At 61.1% G+C, this 19,815-nt stretch carries 18 protein-coding genes; 3 read left to right on the top strand and 15 right to left on the bottom strand.

Annotated elements, in window-relative coordinates:
* Nucleotides 1–54: 54 nt before the first annotated feature.
* The 3 genes from CUR33_RS07795 to CUR33_RS07785 all read right to left on the bottom strand — a co-directional run bounded on the left by CUR33_RS07795 (nt 55) and on the right by CUR33_RS07785 (nt 6,064).
* Nucleotides 55–1,494, bottom strand: coding sequence for a sodium:solute symporter family protein (locus CUR33_RS07795; RefSeq protein WP_289239216.1), 1,440 nt, complete (start codon nt 1,492–1,494; stop codon nt 55–57).
* Between the two features lie 362 nt (nt 1,495–1,856).
* Nucleotides 1,857–4,937, bottom strand: a complete 3,081-nt coding sequence (locus CUR33_RS07790; RefSeq protein ID WP_090248522.1) for an efflux RND transporter permease subunit — start codon at nt 4,935–4,937, stop codon at nt 1,857–1,859.
* 5 nt (nt 4,938–4,942) lie between these two features.
* Entirely contained in the window at nt 4,943–6,064 is a 1,122-nt protein-coding gene (locus tag CUR33_RS07785) for an efflux RND transporter periplasmic adaptor subunit (RefSeq protein WP_090248524.1), read from the bottom strand.
* 91 nt (nt 6,065–6,155) lie between these two features.
* Here CUR33_RS07785 and CUR33_RS07780 point away from each other — a divergent pair, with 91 nt between their 5' ends.
* Nucleotides 6,156–6,794, top strand: a complete 639-nt coding sequence (locus tag CUR33_RS07780; RefSeq protein WP_289239215.1) for a TetR/AcrR family transcriptional regulator — start codon at nt 6,156–6,158, stop codon at nt 6,792–6,794.
* Between the two features lie 162 nt (nt 6,795–6,956).
* Here the strand turns inward: CUR33_RS07780 and CUR33_RS07775 are convergent, their stop codons facing one another.
* Nucleotides 6,957–7,745: a class I SAM-dependent methyltransferase gene (locus tag CUR33_RS07775; protein ID WP_289239214.1), complete on the bottom strand. Its 789-nt coding sequence runs from the start codon at nt 7,743–7,745 to the stop codon at nt 6,957–6,959.
* A 106-nt stretch (nt 7,746–7,851) separates the two neighbouring features.
* Between CUR33_RS07775 and CUR33_RS07770 the strand changes: the two genes are divergently transcribed.
* Nucleotides 7,852–8,616, top strand: a complete 765-nt coding sequence (locus tag CUR33_RS07770) for a hypothetical protein (protein ID WP_289239213.1) — start codon at nt 7,852–7,854, stop codon at nt 8,614–8,616.
* 8 nt (nt 8,617–8,624) lie between these two features.
* On the opposite strand, the gene CUR33_RS07765 is transcribed toward CUR33_RS07770, so the two are convergent.
* The 7 genes from CUR33_RS07765 to ppc all read right to left on the bottom strand — a co-directional run bounded on the left by CUR33_RS07765 (nt 8,625) and on the right by ppc (nt 16,155).
* Complete coding sequence (locus tag CUR33_RS07765) at nt 8,625–9,317, bottom strand: extensin-like domain-containing protein (RefSeq protein WP_170050558.1); 693 nt, start codon at nt 9,315–9,317, stop codon at nt 8,625–8,627.
* Nucleotides 9,318–9,330: 13 nt separating this feature from the next.
* The gene (locus tag CUR33_RS07760) at nt 9,331–10,191 is read right to left on the bottom strand and encodes a DUF72 domain-containing protein (RefSeq protein WP_289239520.1); all 861 of its coding nucleotides are present in this window, start codon (nt 10,189–10,191) and stop codon (nt 9,331–9,333) included.
* A gap of 136 nt (nt 10,192–10,327) precedes the next feature.
* Nucleotides 10,328–10,669 (bottom strand): hypothetical protein, encoded by a 342-nt coding sequence (locus CUR33_RS07755; protein WP_289239212.1) that lies wholly within the window; start codon nt 10,667–10,669, stop codon nt 10,328–10,330.
* A 134-nt stretch (nt 10,670–10,803) separates the two neighbouring features.
* Nucleotides 10,804–11,484, bottom strand: a complete 681-nt coding sequence (gene tsaB, locus CUR33_RS07750; RefSeq protein ID WP_160085212.1) for a tRNA (adenosine(37)-N6)-threonylcarbamoyltransferase complex dimerization subunit type 1 TsaB — start codon at nt 11,482–11,484, stop codon at nt 10,804–10,806.
* Between the two features lie 161 nt (nt 11,485–11,645).
* Nucleotides 11,646–12,365, bottom strand: coding sequence for a 5'-nucleotidase, lipoprotein e(P4) family (locus CUR33_RS07745; RefSeq protein WP_448703151.1), 720 nt, complete (start codon nt 12,363–12,365; stop codon nt 11,646–11,648).
* A 259-nt stretch (nt 12,366–12,624) separates the two neighbouring features.
* Entirely contained in the window at nt 12,625–13,272 is a 648-nt protein-coding gene (adk, locus tag CUR33_RS07740) for an adenylate kinase (RefSeq protein WP_090248532.1), read from the bottom strand.
* 246 nt (nt 13,273–13,518) lie between these two features.
* On the bottom strand, nt 13,519–16,155 hold the full coding sequence (gene ppc, locus CUR33_RS07735) for a phosphoenolpyruvate carboxylase (protein WP_289239210.1): 2,637 nt from the start codon (nt 16,153–16,155) through the stop codon (nt 13,519–13,521).
* A 160-nt stretch (nt 16,156–16,315) separates the two neighbouring features.
* Between ppc and CUR33_RS07730 the strand changes: the two genes are divergently transcribed.
* A complete protein-coding gene (locus CUR33_RS07730; protein WP_167141914.1) occupies nt 16,316–16,657 on the top strand; it encodes a pilin assembly protein in 342 nt (113 codons plus the stop codon).
* Nucleotides 16,658–16,659: 2 nt separating this feature from the next.
* Here CUR33_RS07730 and CUR33_RS07725 read toward each other — a convergent pair whose 3' ends face one another.
* The 4 genes from CUR33_RS07725 to CUR33_RS07710 form a co-directional block, all read right to left on the bottom strand.
* Nucleotides 16,660–16,965 carry a hypothetical protein gene (locus CUR33_RS07725; protein WP_090248537.1) on the bottom strand — a complete coding sequence of 102 codons (306 nt, stop codon included), beginning with the start codon at nt 16,963–16,965 and terminating at the stop codon, nt 16,660–16,662.
* Between the two features lie 92 nt (nt 16,966–17,057).
* Nucleotides 17,058–17,804, bottom strand: coding sequence for a TIGR00266 family protein (locus CUR33_RS07720; RefSeq protein ID WP_289239209.1), 747 nt, complete (start codon nt 17,802–17,804; stop codon nt 17,058–17,060).
* A gap of 117 nt (nt 17,805–17,921) precedes the next feature.
* Entirely contained in the window at nt 17,922–19,217 is a 1,296-nt protein-coding gene (locus CUR33_RS07715) for a flavohemoglobin expression-modulating QEGLA motif protein (protein WP_289239208.1), read from the bottom strand.
* Nucleotides 19,218–19,237: 20 nt separating this feature from the next.
* Nucleotides 19,238–19,789 carry a hypothetical protein gene (locus CUR33_RS07710; RefSeq protein ID WP_090248542.1) on the bottom strand — a complete coding sequence of 184 codons (552 nt, stop codon included), beginning with the start codon at nt 19,787–19,789 and terminating at the stop codon, nt 19,238–19,240.
* Nucleotides 19,790–19,815 lie beyond the last annotated feature (26 nt).

The raw sequence follows: 19,815 nt of genomic DNA, 5'->3' as shown, positions 1-19,815 counted from the left end.
GCCGAAAAACAAAACCCCGCCAATCAGCGGGGTTCTGTCAGGCAAACGCCAGGCTTATTCCGCCTGCGCCACCAGCGTGCCGTTGTGATTACGGCTCCACTGCGGCAGCAGCGTACCAATCAACATCCCGGCCATGCTGAACAGCAGGCCCGCCAGCTGTGGCGGCCAGAAGGCGGCTTCGGTCCAGGTGTATTCCAGGTAGATCCACGACACCAGACCAAAGGCGATGGCCACCAGCGCGCCCTGGGTGGTCGCACGCTTCCAGAACAACCCGGCAAACAACGGCACAACGGCCGCCACCAGGGTCACCTTGTAGGCGTTGCCGACCATCTCGTAGATGCTCGCATCGGAATACAGGGCAAAGCTCAGGGTCGCCGCCGCGCAGACCACGATGGTCACGCGCATCAGCAGCAGGAACTGCTTGTCGTTAAGCACCGGCAGGAAGCGCTTGAGCACGTTCTCGGTCAGGGTTACCGACGGCGCCAGCAAGGTGCCGGAGGCAGTGGACATGATGGCCGAGAGCAGCGCGCCAAAGAACATGATCTGGGCGAACAGTGGCGTCTTATCGAGGATCAGCAACGGCAGAATCATCTGCGAGTCTTCGGTCAGCCACTTCTCGACCAGCGCCGGGTCGATCATCGAGGCGGCGTACACCAAGAAAATCGGCAGCATGCAGAAGCCCAGATAGAAAACCGCGCCGGCCATCGAGGCACGCGCAGCGATATTCTCGCTCTTGGCCGACATCACGCGCTGGTAGACGTCCTGCTGCGGGATGGAACCGAGCATCATGGTCACCGCGGCGCCGATAAAGGCGACGATGTCCTTGGGCTCGAAGGCGTGCATAAAGGTGAATTTGCCATCGCTGGCCGCCTTGCTGATCACCAGGTCGGCGCCGCCGGCCATGTCGCTGAACAGCCAGACCAGGTAGATCAGGCCGACGACGATGATGATCATCTGGAAGAAGTCAGTCAGGGCAATCGACCACATGCCGCCGAACAGGGTGTACAGCAGCACGATAAAGGTGCCGAGGAACATGCCCTGGGTGGTGCTGATGCTGCCGTCGGAGATGACGTTGAACACCAGACCCAGCGCAATCAGCTGCGCGGCGATCCAGCCCAGGTAGGACATGACGATGACCAGGCTGATGATCAGCTCGACCTGCGGGCCGAAGCGTTTCTTGAAGTAGTCGCCGATGGTCAGCAGGTTCATCCGGTACAGCGGCCGGGCGATGATCAGGCCGACCAGGAACAGGCAACCAAATGAGCCAAATGGGTCTTCGACGATGCCGGCAAAGCCTTCTTCGAGGAAGGTGGCGGGGATACCCAGCACGGCCTCGGAGCCAAACCAGGTGGCGAACACCATGGCGGCGACGATGGGGAAGCCCATGCTGCGACCACCGGAGGCGAAATCGCGGGTGTTGTGCACCCGGGTGGAGGCGTAGAAACCGATGGCGACAGTCACCAGCAAATAGAGCGCAACGAACCAGATCAGCATGCTTTCCCGTTCCACAGACGTCAGCCCACCGCATGCATGGCCCGCGCAGGCTGCGCAGGACGGATCGATGGGCTACAGGTTTTTGTTATGACCATTCTCGACGGGTTGCTGCACGCGCCCGTTCAAGGTCGCGCAGTCTGGCAAATACGTAAAATATGTCAAACAAAAACGACGAAACGTAAGCAGATAATTCGAAGAAACGCTCTAAACACCTCTGTAACAGACTGTAATCGCAGTAAAAGTCAGCCGGGGCGCACCACTGACAGTTGCATATTTTTGACAGTAGACCGACAGACGACTTTTCTGACCGGCATAAAAAAGCCAGGCACTGGGCCTGGCTTTTCACATCGTCTGCCGCCGAATCAGGCTGGTTTCGCTTCCACTTCCTTGACCCGGAACCATGCCGCATACAGCGCCGGCAGGAACAGCAGAGTCAACGCGGTGGCGACGATCAGGCCGCCCATGATGGCCACTGCCATCGGCCCGAAGAACACGCTGCGCGACAGCGGGATCATCGCCAGTACCGCCGCCAGAGCGGTCAGCACGATAGGCCGGAAACGCCGCACGGTAGCTTCGATGATCGCGTGCCAGCGGTCCATACCGGCTTCGATATCCTGCTCGATCTGGTCGACCAAAATCACCGAGTTACGCATGATCATCCCCGACAAGGCGATGGTGCCAAGCATGGCAACGAAGCCGAACGGCTGTCGGAAGATCAGCAGGAACAGCGTCACGCCGATCAGCCCCAGCGGCGCCGTGAGGAACACCATGGCCGAGCGCGAGAAGCTCTTCAGCTGCAGCATCAACAAGGTCAGTACCACCACGATAAACAGTGGAATACCCGCGTTGACCGACTTCTGCCCACGGCTGGAGTCCTCAACGGTGCCGCCGACGTCCAGCTGGTAGCCGTCCGGCAGCTGTGCACGCACCGGCTCAAGGGTTGGCAGGATCTGCTTGATCAGGCTGGCCGGCTGCTCCTTGCCGTACACATCGGCACGCACGGTGACGGTCGGCAGGCGGTTGCGGTGCCAGATGATGCCTTCCTCGAAGCCGTACTCCAGGGTGGCGATCTGCGAAAGCGGCACGCTGCGACCATTATCGGTGGGCACCGCCAGGCTTGGCAGCAGGCCGAGTTCCTGACGCTCACTCACCGTGCCGCGCAGGAGGATTTCGATCAGCTCGTTACCTTCGCGGTACTGGCTAACAGGCGAGCCGGTCAACGAACTTTGCAGGAAGCGCGACAGATCGGCGGTGCTCACACCCAAGGCGCGGGCACGCTCCTGATCGATATTCAGGCGCACCACCTTGCTCGGCTCTTCCCAGTCCAGGTGCACGTTGCTCACATGGCTGTTCTCGCGCACCTTATCGGCCACCTGACGGGCCAACTGACGCACCTCGTCGATATGCTCACCAGAGACGCGGAACTGCACCGGGTAACCCACAGGCGGGCCGTTCTCCAGACGCGAGATACGCGTGCGCAGGGTCGGGAACTCGTCGTTGAGCACCTCAATCAGCCAGGTGCGGATCTTCTCGCGGTCTTCGATGCTTTTCGCCAGCACCACAAACTGGGCAAAGCTGGCAGCCGGCAGTTGCTGGTCCAACGGCAGGTAGAAGCGCGGCGAACCGGTACCGACGTAGGCGACAAAGTTGTCGATGCCTTCGTGGCCACTGAGCAATTTCTCCAGACGCTTGGCCTGCTCCTCGGTGGCGGCCAGGGACGCGCCTTCACTGAGTTTGAGGTCGACCATCAGTTCCAGACGGCCGGAGGCCGGGAAGAACTGCTGAGGGACAAAGCGGAACAGCAGGATGGAGCCGACAAACAGCGCGATAGTCAGCACGATCACGGTTTTACGCCGACGTACGCACCATTCCACCGCCGTGCGCACGCGCCGGTAGAACGGCGTGCCATAGGGGTCGTGGCCGTCGGCACTGCCGCCATGTTTGGCCGCGTGCAGCTTGGCCAGATCAGGCAGCAGCTTGGCGCCGAGGTACGGCACAAACACCACGGCGGCGATCCACGACACCAGCAGGGCAATCGCCACCACCTGGAAGATCGAGCGGGTGTATTCGCCGGTGCCCGATTGCGCCGTGGCAATCGGCAGGAAGCCGGCGGCGGTAATCAGGGTGCCGGTGAGCATCGGGAAGGCGGTGCTGGTCCAGGCATAACTGGCCGCTTTGATGCGGTCGTAGCCCTGCTCCATCTTGATCGCCATCATCTCCACGGCAATGATCGCGTCATCCACCATCAGGCCCAGCGCCAGCACCAGCGCGCCGAGGGAAATCTTGTGCAGGCCAATGCCCAGGTAGTACATGGCGGCGAAGGTCATCGCCAACACCAGCGGAATCGACAGCGCCACCACCAGCCCCGTGCGTAGGCCGAGGGAGAAGAAACTCACCAGCAGTACGATGATCACCGCTTCGGTGAGCACGCGAACGAACTCACCGACGCCCGTCTTCACCGCTGCTGGCTGATCCGACACTTTGTTCAGTTGCATGCCGGCCGGCAGGGTTTCCTGCAGGCGAGCGAACTCACCTTCCAAGGCCTCGCCCAGCACCAGAATATCGCCGCCGGCCTTCATGGACACGGCCAGGCCGATGGCGTCTTCACCCATGTAGCGCATGCGCGGCGCGGGTGGATCATTGAAGCCGCGCTTAACCTCGGCTACATCAGAGATACGGAACGTACGATCGGCCACACGAATCGGGAAGTTACGGATTTCATCAACCGTTTCAAAACGCCCGGTGACGCGCAGTTGCACGCGATCCGAGGCGGTTTCGAAGAAGCCGGCGGCAGCCACCGCGTTCTGCTCTTCCAACGCCTGCTGCACGGCCGCCAGTGGCAGGCCAAGGGTCGCCAACTTGGTGTTGGACAGTTCGATCCACACCTTCTCGTCCTGCAAACCAAGCAGATCGACCTTGCCGACGTCCTTGACCCTCTGCAGCTGCAGCTGGACGCGATCGGCGTAATCCTTGAGCACGGCGTAGTCGAAGCCTTCACCGGTCAGTGCGTAGATATTGCCGAAGGTGGTGCCGAATTCATCGTTATAGAAGGGCCCCTGAATACCCTGGGGCAATGTGTGGCGAATATCGCTGACCTTTTTACGCACCTGATAGAACAGGTCAGGAATGTCGGCGGAATGCATCGAATCGCGGGCGATAAAGGTCACCTGGGATTCACCCGGACGCGAGAACGAGACGATCTTGTCGTAGTCGCCGGTCTCCATCAGCTTCTTTTCGATGCGCTCAGTGACCTGCCGGGCCACTTCTTCGGCGCTCGCGCCTGGCCAGTTGGTGCGCACCACCATGGCCTTGAAGGTAAAGGGCGGGTCTTCGCTCTGGCCTAGCTTGGTGTAGGAAATAGCGCCGACTACAGCCAGCAGCAGCATGAGGTACAGGACAATCTGGCGGTTACGCAGCGCCCAGGCGGAGAGGTTGAAATCCATCGGGCTTACTCCTCAACCGTCAGGTCGGCCTTGGCCGTCAACTGCACCGCACGGTTGTCGCGGTCCACCGGACGCACCTGCTGGCCTTCACGCAATACCTGACCACCGGCCGCTACCACCCAATCAGTGGCTTGCAGGCCTTCGAGTATCGGCACGGTTTTCTCACCGTAGGCACCAATGCGCACGTCGGTGCGTTTGAGGGTGGAATCCTTGGGGTCGACCACCCAGACATAGGGCTGGCCCTTCTCGGCAGTCACGGCCGACAGCGGCACGGCCAGCGGCACGTCGCCGTTGTGGGCGATGAAGACGCGGGCGCTCTGGCCCAGTTCGGCCGGCACCTTGCCTTCCACGAAGGCCACGCGGGCAGCGAAGGTGCGCGATTGCGGATCGGCCGATGGCGACATCTCACGGATGCGCCCCGGGAAGCGCTGATCCGGCTGCGACCACAGTTCAACCGCCACATCCTGACCGACCTTAAAGCGCTCGAAGGCTTGCTCCGGAAGGTTGATCAACACTTCCCGCTCGCCATCCGCGGCCAGGGTGAACACGGTTTGCCCAGCGGCCACCACCTGGCCGACTTCAACCATTCGCCGCGCCACCACACCGTCCTGGGACGCGCGCAGTACCGCGTAACCAGCCTGGTTGTTAGCCACGTTGAATTCAGCACGCACTTGTTTCAGGCGCGCCTCACCGGAGCGGTAGGTGTTTTCGGCATTGTCATACTGCGAGCGGCTGACCAGGTTGCGCGCCAGCAGGGTTTTGTAGCGGTCACGCTCGGCACGTACCAGCTGCAAGTTGGCCTCGGCCGCCGCCACTTGGGCGCGGATAGCCTCCAGCTGCAGACGCACGTCCTGCGGGTCCAGTTCGGCCAGCGGCTGGTCCTTCTTCACACGCGCGCCCACATCAACCAGGCGCTTGGCCACCTTGCCACCGATACGGAACGCCAGCTCCGGCTCCAGGCGCGCACGCACCTCACCGGGGTAGGCATCCATCAGGTCGCCAGCCAGTTGCGGCTGCACCACCATGGCCGGGCGCACGGCAACCTTGGCGGGCTCGCCATTACCGCAAGCGCCGAGCAACAGAATAAGACTGACAGGCAACGCAACAGACAGTGCATGACGAAACATGATGACTAACCTTTGTGGAGGCTTTTGAATATTTATACTGGCGGGTATAGTAAAAATAGCAAACTCACTAGTCCAGTATTAAAAACGACCAATGCCAAACAAAGTGTTGCCACCCAGCGGCCCCGGCCGACCCAAAGATCTGGCCAAACGCAAAGCCATTCTGGAAGCGGCGAAGACCCTGTTTCTTAGCAATGGTTATGACGGTAGCAGCATGGACGCAATTGCCGCGGAAGCCGGGGTTTCCAAGCTCACGGTGTACAGCCACTTCACTGACAAGGAGAAGCTGTTCGCTGAAGCCGTGAAGTCCAAATGCGAAGAGCAACTACCCGAGCTGCTCTTCGAACTGGACGATCAGGTACCTATTGCGCAGACGCTGCTGAACATCGGTCGCGGCTTTAACCTGCTGATCAACAGCCGTGAGTCCGTGGAGCTGCACAGGGTGATGGTGAGCCTGGCGGCGCAGGACTCGACGCTGTCGCGGATGTTCTATGAAGCCGGCCCACAGCGTGTGCTGCACGGCATGGAAGAGCTGCTACGCAGCGCCGACCAGAGCGGCAAGCTGCGCGTACCCGACCCGCTGAGCGCCGCCGACCAGTTTTTCTGCCTGATCAAGGGCGGCGCCAACTTCCGTCTGCTGATCGGCTGTGGCGAGGCCTTGCAAGGCAGCGAGGCCGAAGCCCATGTGCGCGACGCGGTAGACGTCTTTCTGCGTGCTTTCCGCGCCGAGTAGCAGTCCGTTGAAAAACGTAGGCGAGGCAGCCAGCGCAAGGCAAAAACAGGCGAAAAAACGGAGTTTACAAGTTGTAAATGAGCATTTTGAGCCTGTTTTTAACGCCGCGTTGGCAACGTAGGTAGTTTTTCAACGGCCTGCTAGCGCAAGGTGTCGCCAGCGTTACTCGCTGGCTGGCTGCAGCTTCTTCTTCGGGTAGATGTCGTAGCGACTGGATTTGCCTTCCAGGGCATAACCCGGCTTGGCGCCTTCAATCAGCGGGGCCTTGCGTGGGCGCTTTACCACCACCCGATGGCTGGCCAGGTTCAGCGCCGCTTCAAGCAATGCGGGTGCATCCAGGTCATCGCCAACAAAGGGACGGAACAGGCGCATCTCTTTCTTCACCAGTGCGCTCTTGTCGCGGTGCGGGAACATCGGGTCGAGGTAGATAACCTGTGGCGGCTCGCCCTGCCAGGCGCGCATCAGCTCGATGGCATTACCGTTGAGCAGCCGCATCTGCGCAGCAATCGGCGCCACATCGCGGTCCAGCGCAGCACGGGCCAAGCCATCTTCCAGCAACGCGGCAATCAGCGGCTGACGCTCGATCAAGGTCATGCGGCAACCCAGACTGGCCAGCACAAAGGCATCTCGCCCCAGGCCAGCGGTGGCATCCAACACAGTCGGACGCACCCCTGCCTGCACGCCCACCGCCTTGGCGATCATCTGCCCGCTGCCTCCACCGAACAGCCGCCGATGCGCCACAGCGCCTTCGACAAAATCCACTCTCACCGGCCCCGGAGCCTGCGGGCCCAGCTCAACCAGCTGCAAACCGCCCTCGCCCAGCTGCAAGGCGAACTCGCTGTCGCCGTCGAGCGGTAAACCCAGGCGCGCGGCCCATATTTCAGCTGACGCCTGCAGATGGGGAGCCAGGGCTTGCATACGAATTCTGGCTATTAGCCGCTCATCACTCATCAGAAAATGTGCTCAAAAATCACTCAATTGACCGTCGCAGCGGCCGATAACCTGCCTGAGCGGCATTTTGCCAGACCCGGCAGCTTCCAGCCGCACCGAGTTCGCCATGTTTGATGTGATTTCCGCCCCACGCGGCGCCGCGCCAACGGCTGCCAACACCAGTTCGATCAGCGAAACGCTGGATGAAGGCAAGCGCGCGTCGCTGGATTACCAAATTCTGCGCCGCACCCTGATGCCCGATAAGGTGGAGACCGAAACACCTGCCAGCCCGCCGGAAACGCCCAGCGAGCCACCCGCCGTCACCGCCCAGGCCAGTGATTTTCAGGAAATGGCAGCCCAGCGCGAGCTGGAGCTGAACGTCAACATCAACGCCGAACCGAAGAAAACCGATCCACTGGTGCTCGATCTGGCCGGTAACGGCTTCAGCACCAGCGGCCTGGCCCGCTCGGTACGCTTCGATCTGGATGCCGACGGCAAGCTCGACCAGATCAGCGTGCCCACCGGCGACGATGCCCTGCTCGCTTATGACCGCAACGCTAACGGCCGCATTGATGATGGTCGCGAGCTGTTTGGCGACCAGAATGGCGCAGCCAACGGCTTTGCCGAACTGCGCAAATACGATGACAACGGCGATGGCCGTATCGACAGCCAGGATGCGATCTTCGAACGCCTGAGCCTGCTGCGCTTCGATGCCCAAGGACGGCAGTCGAGCCAGTCGCTAAGCCAGGCTGGCGTCAGCGCCATCGACCTGCAAGCGCGTGACGTGAAGATTGCCCTGGGCGCCTACGACGAAATCGCCCAACTCGGCCGCTTCGAATTCGCCGACGGCCGCAGCGGCCAGGCTGCCGACCTATTGTTGGCGCAGCGTTAAGCCGCTACTTAACGGCACATCCGCCACAACCCCATATCCACATGAAAGTGGTCACGATGGGCCGCGTTGTATTCCGGCCCCAGCGTGGTGTTAAAGCGCCGACAAGCCCCCTGCTGCACCTGGCGTAGAAACTCGGCGTTCTTGCCCTCTTTGGGCCAATCCTGCAGCACGCTGATGCGCCGCCCATCAGCCAGGCGAAACCCGACGATATCCAGCGCATTGGCCGAGGCATGTTGGCTACGCCGCTGACTGCCGGCAATAGTGCGGCAGGCGAAACTACCCACATGCTCGACCCGCGCCACCCGCTGACCAAACACTGCCTGGGCAGTTGGCTGCAGATCATGCTGCTCAAACAGAGCAAAGGCCGCCGCCAATGGGCAGCTGGCGATAAAGCTGCTGCTGAAAGCAACGCCGGAGCTGTGTACGCGCAGGGTATTGTTCAGCGGGCAGGCTACTTCTGGGCTGCTGTCGGCTTGCGGGGTAAAGCGCAGTGATGAGGTGTTCAATGCCTGCTGGCACAGCGCGGGATCATCCTGCAACCGCCAGAGCTTGAAGCTGGTCACCAGGTTCGGCGTTTCGCGAATATCCAGCACCGCCCAGGGATTCCAGCGCGGCGGCACATCCAGCCAGCCACGCCAAATCGCCAGCAACAGGCCGGCGAGCACTACACAGAGAAGCAGAAAAGCACGGAATAAAGTCATGGAGCGCAGCCTATCAGAGCAGGCCCAACTGCTCGACCTCGTCCTCGACCTGCACCTGAGGTAAGGCTGGCAACCCTGGCAAACGCTGCATCAATTGCTGGTGGAAACGCTGTGCTAGCTGCGGAGCCAGGCGATTATCCGAGGTATGTAGGAAGACGTAGGGCGTGCGCCCTTCTTCGATCCAGCCCGCCACCTTGTCCAGCCAAGGCGCCATAAAGGGATCATTGGCCAGCAACTCGGGATGACCGATAAAGCGTAGCTGCGGGGCCTGACTAAAGGCCGTGGGCCGCAGCGGCAGACGCGGTTTCTTGGCCTGCGCATGCAATACGGCTGGCGCGCTGGATACACAGCTGAACAGCGCCCGTGAATCCAGGCAGATACGCTCGATACCGCGACCATGCAGTAGACGATTAAGGCTGCGTTCTTCCTCGCCCTTAGCAAAGAACGCCGGATGACGCACCTCGACGGCCAGCGCCTCGGCCTGCCAAGGCTCGATAAAAGCGCTCAGCTCCGCCAGGCGCTGCGGCCCGAAGCTTGCTGGCAGTTGCAGCCAGAACGGCGCGACCCGCTTACCCAACGGCGCCAATAGGCGGCGAAAATCGTCGCTGGCGCTCAGCTGGTCACGCAGGTCGCCGTTATGACTGATCTCACGCGGTAGCTTGGCGCAAAAGCGCAGATGCGCCGGCATGCGCTCGGCCCAACGGGCCACGGTATCGACGGAAGGCTTTGCGTAGAAGGTGGTATTGCCCTCAACGGCATTGAACACCTGGGCATACAACGGCAGAAAGTCGGCGCTGCGACTGCCTTCTGGATACAAAGAACCGCGCCAGGCGGGCTCGCTCCATGACGGGCAACCGAGGTAGTAAGGCAAGATCAATTCGAAGACCGTTGAGAAAGGTAGCGAGCAAAGACGAAATCAGCTGAGGGAAGCAGTGTACGAGTTGTATATGAGTACGACGAGGCTGATATCAACGCGGCATGGCCGAGCGCAGTATTTTCGCAGGGGGCTTCTAGGCGTAGAGGTCGAGGCCCATAACCTGCTGGGCATCCGCCTCGCTGGCGAAACTGGCGGTTGAGCTGTAGCTGGCCAACGCCTGGGCGGCGCGGTTGTTCAGTGGCGGCTGATACAGCTGGTCTTGCAGGCGCGAAGGCAGGCTGTCGCTGCTGGCATTACTGGCTTCGACCTTGCGCGTTTGGGCTACTGGCTCAAAGCCCTGGGTACTGGCGGGTGATGCAGGCTGCTCGCGACGTTCCTCAATCTCGCGCTGCGATTCGCGAAATGGCGTAACCGCAGAACCCGAGCGGGCACTGCGTTCTGGCGAATAAGAGGAAGTAAAACCGTCGATACGCATCAGTTACTGCTCGGCTTGCTTAGCCAACGATGGACACAAGTGCTGGCAATTTAGCCCCCGTAGACCGGCTTGGCAATCAAGCGCGGTACAACGCGGCAAAACGCGCGACAGAAGGTGCGCCGACACCCAGCGGCTTAAACCGAGGCTTTGGGCGTGGCGACCTGATCCCGCAGGTAAACCGGCTGCGCCAGGTCAGCGTCCAGCGCCTCACCACGCGCCCAGGCAAAGCGCGCCAGGCTGAGCAGGTCTTCGGCATGCGGCAGCATGGCGGCATCCTGCCCGCTGACGGCGACTGGAATACGCGCTGCAAAGGTGCCCCAACCAGTACCGGCAGCAAACCAGTCGCCGCTGGCATCACCCGGCAGACAGGCACGCTCCGGAGGCAATACAGCCTCGACGCCGGCCAGGCGCATTTCGCCCTGCTCAGCGCGGTAGCAGCCCCAATAGACTTCATCCATACGTGCATCAATGGCTGCAGCCACCTGCTGCGCGCCATGCTCACGCAAGCTGCGCTGCGCCAGCACGGCCAGATTGGAAACAGGCAGCACCGGACGCTCCAGGGCAAATGCCAGGCCCTGCACCACACCGATGGCAATCCGCACACCGGTAAAAGCACCAGGACCGCGGCCAAAGGCAATTGCGTCGAGCGCCGACAACGGCACCTCGGCATCGGCTAGCAGCTGCTTGATCATGGGCAGCAGACGCTGGGCGTGCAGGCGCGGAATCACTTCGTAGTGGCTGAGCACCTGACCGTTATGCAGCAGGGCAACGGAGCAGGCTTCGGTGGCAGTATCCAGGGCCAGGAGAGTGGTCATTGCAGTCGGACAGGTGACGAAATGGACGGGCATTAGACCGGCTTGAGGCTTTTTTTTCCAGCGCAATCACTGTCGCCCGCGCCTGTCACGCGAGCGAACTCACAGCACCACACGCCTGCAGCGAGCCAGAACAGGCCCGCTGCTGCCTGACTAAAGCGTGCTTACCAAGGCTGAATAACGGTCTTGGCATCCCAACCTTGCAACGGCGCTTTGGACCAGGTGCCGTAACTCGCGTTGGGGAAGACGATCCATTCGGTGCCCCATTTGCCTGCTTCGGCGGCCACGGTGGCGCGTTGATCGGCTAGCGGCGTCTTGCGAAAGCGCGCATCGAAGTCATGCAGGGTGTCACCCAGCAGCAACACGATCTGATGATCTGCACTGACGATGGCGCGACGTTCCACTTTAGGCGGCCCCAGCAACAGCACGCTTTCTTCAGAGATTTGCGGCAGCCCGAGCTTGCTCAGCGTGGCCAGGGTGTACTTCTTCTGCTCATCGGCGCGATCGGAGATGTAGCGAATGGTCACCCCGAGCTTGTCGGCGTGCTCAAGAAATTGCTTCGCACCTGGAATCAGCGCAGGGGTACCGTCACGCTCCCAAGGCAGCCAGGTGTCCCAGGCGTCATAGGTGTGACAGTTGGCCAGATCACGCGCAAGCAGGGCGCTGTTATCAATAACGGTTTCATCCAGGTCGGTAACGATGGCCAGCTTGGACGGATCTTTCGCTGCGGCCACTGCCGCATCCAGCTTCAGCGTCGCGATGTTGTACGCCTGCAGCTGCAGGGCCTGCACTTCCGCCGATTGCTGCTGGAAGCGCAGCCCCATGGTGAACTCGGCAACGCTGCAGTCGGTCTTGGGCTTCGCCGGAGTCTCGGCGAAGGTCATAGGACTCACCACCAGCGCTAACGCAAGGCCCAACCAGATGGCACTCTTTGCTGTTTTCTCGGTCATTGAATGCGCTCTCTTCCTTGGTATAAGTAAAGGCTTAATGCCTACTACCAGCCACCCTGGTATAGACCAAACCGATGCTAACTTAGGCGAGCAAGGTTACTGTTCCATGAACGACGCTCAGCGAGTCCAGCGCGCCAACCGCAAAAACGCCAACGGCCCGCAAAAGCGGGCCGTTGGCTGAATGCAGCAAGGCTTAGCTGAGAGCAGCAAGCACCTTGGCAGTGATCTCGTCGACCGAGCCAACACCGGCGATGGCGCTGTACTTCGGCGTGCCGTCGGCGGCAGCGAGCTTCTGATAGAAGTCCACCAGCGGCTTGGTCTGCGAGTGGTAGACCGACAGGCGATGACGCACGGTTTCTTCTTTATCGTCGTCACGCTGAATCAGCGCTTCACCGGTTTCATCGTCAATACCGGCGACTTTCGGTGGATTGTGCTCGGTGTGGTAGACGCGGCCCGATGCAGGGTGCACGCGACGACCCGCGATACGGCCGACGATTTCTTCGTCATCAACGGCAATTTCGACCACGTTGTCGATGACCACGCCGGCTTCCTTCAGGGCTTCAGCCTGAGGAATGGTGCGCGGGAAGCCATCAAAGAGGAAACCATTGGCGCAATCGGCTTGGGCGATGCGCTCTTTGACCAAATTGATGATCAGGTCATCGGAGACCAGACCACCGCTGTCCATCACGCTTTTGGCAACCAGGCCCAATTCAGTGCCAGCCTTGACCGCAGCACGCAGCATGTCACCGGTGGAGATTTGCGGAATACCAAACTTCTTGGTGATGAAACCAGCTTGGGTACCTTTACCGGCACCGGGCGCCCCCAGCAAAATCACGCGCATCGATGTGCTCCTCAAGATTTAAGTAAAAATCGTCGGACTCGCCTCGTGGGGCCAATCTCAGAATTGTTCAAGCAGCGCTGCCAAACTGGGCCAGAGTGCCGAAAGGCCGCTCAAGATACACAGCGCACCCATAGCGCACAAGCCACCGAAAGTCGGATACACCTGCGACCACCTCTGAAAGGTAGTGCTTTCGCCAGCGCACTACATATGCACCAGCGAAAGCCCCCTCCTCCCTATGCAATACGCCTAGCCGGTGTTACGTAACCCCGCCGCAATTCCCGCCACACTGACCAGCAAGGCCTGTTCCAGAGGGCTGTCGGCCTGATTGTCGCGCAGTCGGGAGCGTGCTAGTAGCTCGGCCTGGAGCAGGTGTAGCGGGTCCAGGTAGGTGTTGCGCACACTGATCGACTCCAGGGTTTCCGGGCTGTGCGCCAAGAGCTGCGACTGCCCGGTCAAACCCAGCACTGCGACCACCGCCTGCGACAATAGGCCGCGTAGATGCTCACCCAGCGGACGCAGGGCTGGCTCGACCAAACGCTCGTCATACAACTGGGCGATGGACTCGTCAGCCTTGGCCAGCACCATCTCCAGCATGTCGATACGGGTGCGAAAGAACGGCCAGTGCTCGCGCATCTGCCCGAGCAGCTCGCCTTCGCCGCGCTGCAAAGCATTGTCCAGCGCGGCTTCCCAGCCCAGCCAAGCCGGCAGCATCAGGCGTGTCTGGGTCCAGGCGAAAATCCACGGAATCGCGCGCAGGCTCTCGACGCCACCCTCGCGGCGCTTGGCTGGGCGACTGCCCAAAGGCAAACGGCCCAACTCCTGCTCCGGTGTAGCCTGGCGGAAATAGTCGACGAATTGCGGGTGTTCACGCACCACCGCGCGGTAGGCGCTGACGCCATCGCTGGCCAGTTTGTCCATCAGCTCGCGCCAGGCCGGTTCCGGGCTAGGCGGCGGCAACAAGGTGGCTTCCAGCACTGCTGCCAGGTAGAGATTGAGGTTCTGTTCGGCGATATCTGGCAGGCCGAATTTGAAACGAATCATTTCACCCTGCTCGGTGGTGCGGAAACGCCCCGTCACCGAACCGGGCGGCTGCGACAGAATCGCCGCATGTGCCGGGCCACCGCCACGCCCCACCGTGCCGCCGCGACCGTGGAACAGCAGCAGCTCGACATCCTGTTCACGGCACACCTGCACCAAAGTTTCCTGGGCACGGTACTGCGCCCAGGCCGCCGCGGTGGTGCCAGCGTCCTTGGCGGAGTCGGAGTAACCGATCATTACTTCCTGCGGCCCGTGCAAGCGCGCGCGGTAGCCATGCAGCGCCAGCAGCCGGCTGATCACCGGACCGGCGTTGTCCAGATCGGCCAGGGTTTCAAACAGCGGCACCACGCGCATCGGCCGTTGTAACCCGGCTTCCTTGAGTAGCAGTTGCACTGCCAGCACATCGGAAGCCGCACCGGCCATGGAGATCACGTAGGAACCCAGGGATGCGGCAGGCGCATTGGCCACTTCACGGCAGGTGGCCAGCACCTCCGCGGTTTCGCCGCTAGGTTTGAAATGCCCCGGCAGCAGCGGCCGGCGGTTTTCCAGCTCTTTCAGTAGAAACGCCAGGCGCGCCTCTTCATCCCACTCGGCGTAACGGCCCAGGCCCAGGTAATCGGTGATTTCGCTCATGGCGGCGGCGTGGCGGCTGGAGTCCTGACGCACATCCAGACGCACCAGAAACAGCCCGAAGGTCGCCGCACGGCGCAGGCAATCGAGCAACGGACCATCGGCGATCACGCCCATGCCGCATTCATGCAGCGACTGGTAGCACAGGGTCAGCGGCTCCAGCAGCTCGCGATTGTCCTGCAGCACGGCTGCAGACGCCGGCACGAGCTCATGCAGCGCCGCCTGGGCCCAGCTGCGGGTGGTGCGCAGACGCTCACGCAGCTGCTTGAGCAGGCTGCGATAGGGCTCGGCGCTCTCGCCTACCCGCGCCAGCAGCGCCGGGCTTGCCTGCTGCATGGACAGATCGGCAGCCAGGTTATCGACATCGCGCAAGTACAGATCCGCCGCCATCCAGCGCGCCAGCAGCAGCACTTCGCGGGTAATGCTTGCGGTGACATTCGGGTTGCCGTCACGGTCGCCGCCCATCCACGAGGCGAAGCGAATCGGTGCGGCGTCAAGCGGCAGGTGCAACCCGGTGGCGCTATGCAGCACCTGATCGGCCTTGCGCAGCACATTGGGAATGGCATGCCAGAGCGAATGCTCGATCACCGCAAAGCCCCATTTGGCTTCATCCACCGGGCTGGGCCGGCTGCGGCGGATTTCCTCGGTGTGCCAGGCTTCGGCAATCAGCCGTTGCAGGCGCTGTTTGACCTGCTCACGCTCGGCCGCCGAAAGGTCACTATGGTCGCCGACCGCCAACTGTTCGGCCATTGCATCGTATTTCTGAATCAGGGTGCGCCGCGCCACTTCGGTGGGGTGTGCGGTCAGCACCAGCTCGATATCCAGGCGGCCGAACTGACGGGCCAGCGCCTCGCCTTTGTGGCCGTTGCTGGACAACCGCTGCAGCAGATCGGCAAGCATATTGTCTTCAAACGGCTGCGCCTCACCCGGCGCGCGGCGGCGTACCCGGTGGTACTGCTCGGCAATATTGGCCAGGTTGAGAAACTGGTTGAACGCCCGCGCCACCGGCAGCAGCTCGTCATCATCCAGTTGATTGAGGGTTGCACTGAGTTGCTCTGCACCCTCCAGCGAACCACGGCGCGAGGCCTTAGCGCCCTTGCGAATGCGCTCAATCTTATCGAGAAAGGCAGCGCCATGCTGCACGCTGATGGTGTTACCCAATAGTTCGCCGAGCTGGTGGACGTCCTCGCGCAGACGCGCGTCGATTTCTGCCATGAGTGTTGCCTCCGCTGATCCTGCTTCCAGAGTGCCCAGCGCGCCAACTTCTTACAAGTGCGCGACGCTGCGGCCGCACTTATCGGGTCAGGCACTAGTCTGAGTTAAGCAAGCCCAGCCCAGACTCACAGGGCGGGCACAGAACAGACACGAGGTCATCATGAAGATTCGCGAGCTTGTTCAGCACTGGCAGGAGAATGCCCAAGGGCGGCTGAGCGTAACGCCTTATCAGATACGACTAGACCTGGAAGCCGAAGCGCGTCTGGCGGCCTTGCAGGAGATGTACCCCAAGCACCACATTGAAGAGCTGCTCGGAGAATTGCTCGGTGCCGCGCTTGATGAGCTGGAGGCCAGCCTGCCCTACGTTCAGGGCAGCAAGGTGGTGGCCAGCGATGAACAGGGCGACCCGCTGTATGAAGACATCGGCCTCACACCGCGCTTCCTCGCCCTGTCACGCCGACATTTGCAGCGCCTCAGCGAACAGCAAAAGCAGACGGGCTGAGGTTATTGGCCTTCGCTGCAGCGCACAGCCTGCTTGCGGCGGTCGACGAGTACGCCGCTCAGACCCTTCTGCTCCAGGTCAAACATCACCAGTACGCCATCAATGCACTGGGCGACTTGGCTGGCAGGTTTGAGGGAGACTTTATAGTCCTCGCCCGGCACCGTCTTGAGCATGGTGAACTCGGACAGCAGTAACGCATCTTCTGGCTTGGCGATGTGCAGATAGCCGTAATAGCTGAGCACAGCCACCGTGGCGCAGATGCTGCCAATACCGGTGAGGATCAGCGGGATGGGGTTTACTTCACTCATAACAGGCTCTCGGATTTTTCAGTTAGCGGGCTAAGCACAGGCGGCGCAGCTTGCAGCAAACATTCACGCCTGCAAAGGCCCAGATTGCCGCATCATTTGCCGCCAGCGCGTACTTCCTCGCGTGCTTTGAAAGTCGCTTCATAGATGCGCTCGGCCAGGCGCGAGAACGGCAGGCTCTGCACCCAAACCGTACCAGTGCCCTTGAGCGTAGCGAGGAGGATCCCCTCGCCGCCGAACAGCATGCTTTTCAGGCCGCCAGCCAGGGCGATGTCGTAATCAATGCCACTGGTAAAAGCCACCAGGCAACCAGTGTCCAGGCGCAGGGTTTCGTTATTCAGCTCCTTGCGAATGACCGTGCCACCGGCATGCACAAAGGCCAAGCCGTCACCTTCGAGCTTCTGCAGAATAAAGCCTTCACCACCGAAGAAACCGGCGCCCAGACGCTTGTTAAAGCTGATGCCGACTGCCGTGCCATAGGCGGCGCAGAGAAAGGCATCTTTCTGGCAAATCAGCGTACCGCCATGCTCCGCCAACTGGATCGGCACCACGGTGCCGGGATAAGGCGCCGCAAACGCCACCCGCGCTTGGGTTTTACCGGCATTGGAGAAGTGCGTCATAAACAGCGATTCACCGGTCAGCATGCGCTTGCCCATGCCCCACAGTGTGCCCAGTACACCGCTGGCGGCACCATCGCCCATGCGTGTTTCAAAGCGGATGCCGTCGGTCATGTAGTTCATCACCCCAGCTTCGGCGATCACCGTTTCGCCGGGATCAAGAATGACTTCCACGCTCTGCGCGGAGGCGCCAAGGATTTCGTAGTCGAGTTGATGGCTGGGCATAGTGGCTCCTGAGCTGATGGCAGTGGCCGTCGACGCGGCGGGGTCTAGCGGCGTACTAACGCCTCAACCTACGATCCATTAGAGGCCAGTGGGTTGCGGCAGCGCTCAACAAAATGGTCACAGGATGTTGGCGTAGTCGGCTTCGATCCGATCGAGACTCAGGTGATTGAGAAAGTTGGAGAAACACATCCAGGCCGACAGCGAATTGAGGTCACTGAACTGCGGTGGCAGGTACTTGGGCGCAACAACCAACCCTTCATCCACCAGCTGACGCAAGGAGCGCATGTCTTCCAAGGTAGTCTTGCCGCAGAACAGCAGCGGAATCTGCTCCAGCTTGCCTTTGCGCACAGCCAACTGGATGTAGTTGTAAATCATGATGAAGCCTTTCAAGTAGGACAGGTCCTTGGTGAAAGGCAGGCCGTTGGGGGTGGAACCGCGGAACACTCGGTTGGCGTTGCTGTAGCTCTGCTCCTGGCTAAAACCCTGCTCGCGGTAGAAGTCGAACACTTGCAGGAAATCGGCGCCCTCTTCGGCCATGTGAATGGCGCGGGTGCGGTTGGTCAGCTTGCGTAAACGGGTTGGGTAGGAGGCAAAGGTGATCACCTCCATCAGGATTGCCAGGCCTTCCTGGGTCACCGTGGACGAGGGCGGGCCCTTGGCCAGAAAGGTGCAAACCGGCTGGCTCAGACCATTCAGGGTGGTCGCCACGTGCACCAGGCCCTCGTGCACTTCCAGAGCTTTTACATCGCGCTCATTGAACATCGCATCGGCGCGGATCTTGATGTAGTCGGCACCGGCGGCGGCGTCGGCGAGAATACCGTCGGACTCGAACACCCGAATGGTGCCCTCCTCCTCGCCAAACACCTTGTTCAGGCGCTGTTGCAGCAGGTTGACCGCGTCCTTGGCCGTCAGCGTCTTGGCTTCGTCTTTGAGGTCGCCGCGCTTGTCGATGTTATTCAGGAAGTCGGAAAACATCAGGCCCAGGTCGGCCAGGGTTGGATCGCCGGCATGGAAGGCGTCGGAAGCCGCACCGTAGAGTTCCTGGCTGATCAGACCGAAGTCCTCGGTGCCGCGCGCTTCGAGCATGCGAATGACCATGCGGTACTCTCGGCACATGCGCCGCATGATCTTGCCCACCGGGTTGAACTGGCCAAGCTGGCGAGTGATGTCGCGCTCGATATTCTGGAATTCCAGCTTCTTCGCCGCCGCATCAAAGGGCAGCGACCGATTGACGTAGTAGGCTCGGTCAACGGCGGGCAGCTTCTTGCCTTTATGCTTGAGAAACTCGCTGCGGATCGAGTCGTCCCACTTCACCGCATCCAGCACGCGAATCGGCGTCTGCGCGTCGACCAGGCGGTCGGACAGCGCGCGCACGATCAACTGATAATCGTCCAACCCGGTATGACTGTTCATGCTTTCCTCACCACAACCTGCTAGTCACCCGCCCGCTGATAACGCGCGACTTCGATAAACACATCCGAATTGGCCTGATCGTCGAGGTAGCTGAACACCTGCTCCAGCGGGCTGCTGATCAGCACGCCATCGCCTTCTGCGCCATCAATCACCTCGCCCTGTAAGGCACCTTGCTCCAACTCTTGAAGGATGCGGTCGACATCCAGGTTGTAGATCACCAGCTCATTGCTGGTGGTCAGCTCAAAACCGGCGATGGCGAAGTTCGCCCCCAGGCTTTTCGGCAACCCCGCCGAGAGGTACCAGCGGCGGCCATGATGGGCCACGGTAAAGCCGTACTCCTCGACGCTGTCGAGGTTGTCCAGGCTGTCGACATAGGCCCGCGCCTTGTAAACGTTAGAGCCGGAGCGGGTAATTTGCAGATACAGCTGCTCGCCCCACTCATTCTTGCGCGACCACTCGCCAAGCAAGGGAATCGGGGCTGCTTCATTGGCGGGAATCGGGTCCTTGAAGGTCACCAGACAGCCACCAAGCAACAGGAAGGACACGGCAAGCAGCGCGCGCCAGGCTTTCATTCAGCTCTCCTTGTGAACGGATTGAC

The sequence above is a fragment of the Pseudomonas sp. FEMGT703P genome, from assembly GCF_002786345.1.
GTDB lineage: Bacteria > Pseudomonadota > Gammaproteobacteria > Pseudomonadales > Pseudomonadaceae > Aquipseudomonas > Aquipseudomonas peli.
The sequence above is the reverse complement of the archived record's forward strand: the minus strand, read 5'-3'. Positions and strand labels throughout refer to the sequence as shown.

Bases quoted from the DNA above. Each gene is read 5' to 3' on its own strand.
- CUR33_RS07795 (WP_289239216.1), bottom strand. From the start codon at position 1,494: ATGCTGATCTGGTTCGTTGCGCTCTATTTGCTGGTGACTGTCGCCATC.
- CUR33_RS07790 (WP_090248522.1), bottom strand. From the start codon at position 4,937: ATGGATTTCAACCTCTCCGCCTGGGCGCTGCGTAACCGCCAGATTGTC.
- CUR33_RS07785 (WP_090248524.1), bottom strand. From the start codon at position 6,064: ATGTTTCGTCATGCACTGTCTGTTGCGTTGCCTGTCAGTCTTATTCTG.
- CUR33_RS07780 (WP_289239215.1), top strand. From the start codon at position 6,156: ATGCCAAACAAAGTGTTGCCACCCAGCGGCCCCGGCCGACCCAAAGAT.
- CUR33_RS07775 (WP_289239214.1), bottom strand. From the start codon at position 7,745: ATGAGTGATGAGCGGCTAATAGCCAGAATTCGTATGCAAGCCCTGGCT.
- CUR33_RS07770 (WP_289239213.1), top strand. From the start codon at position 7,852: ATGTTTGATGTGATTTCCGCCCCACGCGGCGCCGCGCCAACGGCTGCC.
- CUR33_RS07765 (WP_170050558.1), bottom strand. From the start codon at position 9,317: ATGACTTTATTCCGTGCTTTTCTGCTTCTCTGTGTAGTGCTCGCCGGC.
- CUR33_RS07755 (WP_289239212.1), bottom strand. From the start codon at position 10,669: ATGCGTATCGACGGTTTTACTTCCTCTTATTCGCCAGAACGCAGTGCC.
- tsaB (WP_160085212.1), bottom strand. From the start codon at position 11,484: ATGACCACTCTCCTGGCCCTGGATACTGCCACCGAAGCCTGCTCCGTT.
- CUR33_RS07745 (WP_448703151.1), bottom strand. From the start codon at position 12,365: ATGACCTTCGCCGAGACTCCGGCGAAGCCCAAGACCGACTGCAGCGTT.
- adk (WP_090248532.1), bottom strand. From the start codon at position 13,272: ATGCGCGTGATTTTGCTGGGGGCGCCCGGTGCCGGTAAAGGTACCCAA.
- ppc (WP_289239210.1), bottom strand. From the start codon at position 16,155: ATGGCAGAAATCGACGCGCGTCTGCGCGAGGACGTCCACCAGCTCGGC.
- CUR33_RS07730 (WP_167141914.1), top strand. From the start codon at position 16,316: ATGAAGATTCGCGAGCTTGTTCAGCACTGGCAGGAGAATGCCCAAGGG.
- CUR33_RS07725 (WP_090248537.1), bottom strand. From the start codon at position 16,965: ATGAGTGAAGTAAACCCCATCCCGCTGATCCTCACCGGTATTGGCAGC.
- CUR33_RS07720 (WP_289239209.1), bottom strand. From the start codon at position 17,804: ATGCCCAGCCATCAACTCGACTACGAAATCCTTGGCGCCTCCGCGCAG.
- CUR33_RS07715 (WP_289239208.1), bottom strand. From the start codon at position 19,217: ATGAACAGTCATACCGGGTTGGACGATTATCAGTTGATCGTGCGCGCG.
- CUR33_RS07710 (WP_090248542.1), bottom strand. From the start codon at position 19,789: ATGAAAGCCTGGCGCGCGCTGCTTGCCGTGTCCTTCCTGTTGCTTGGT.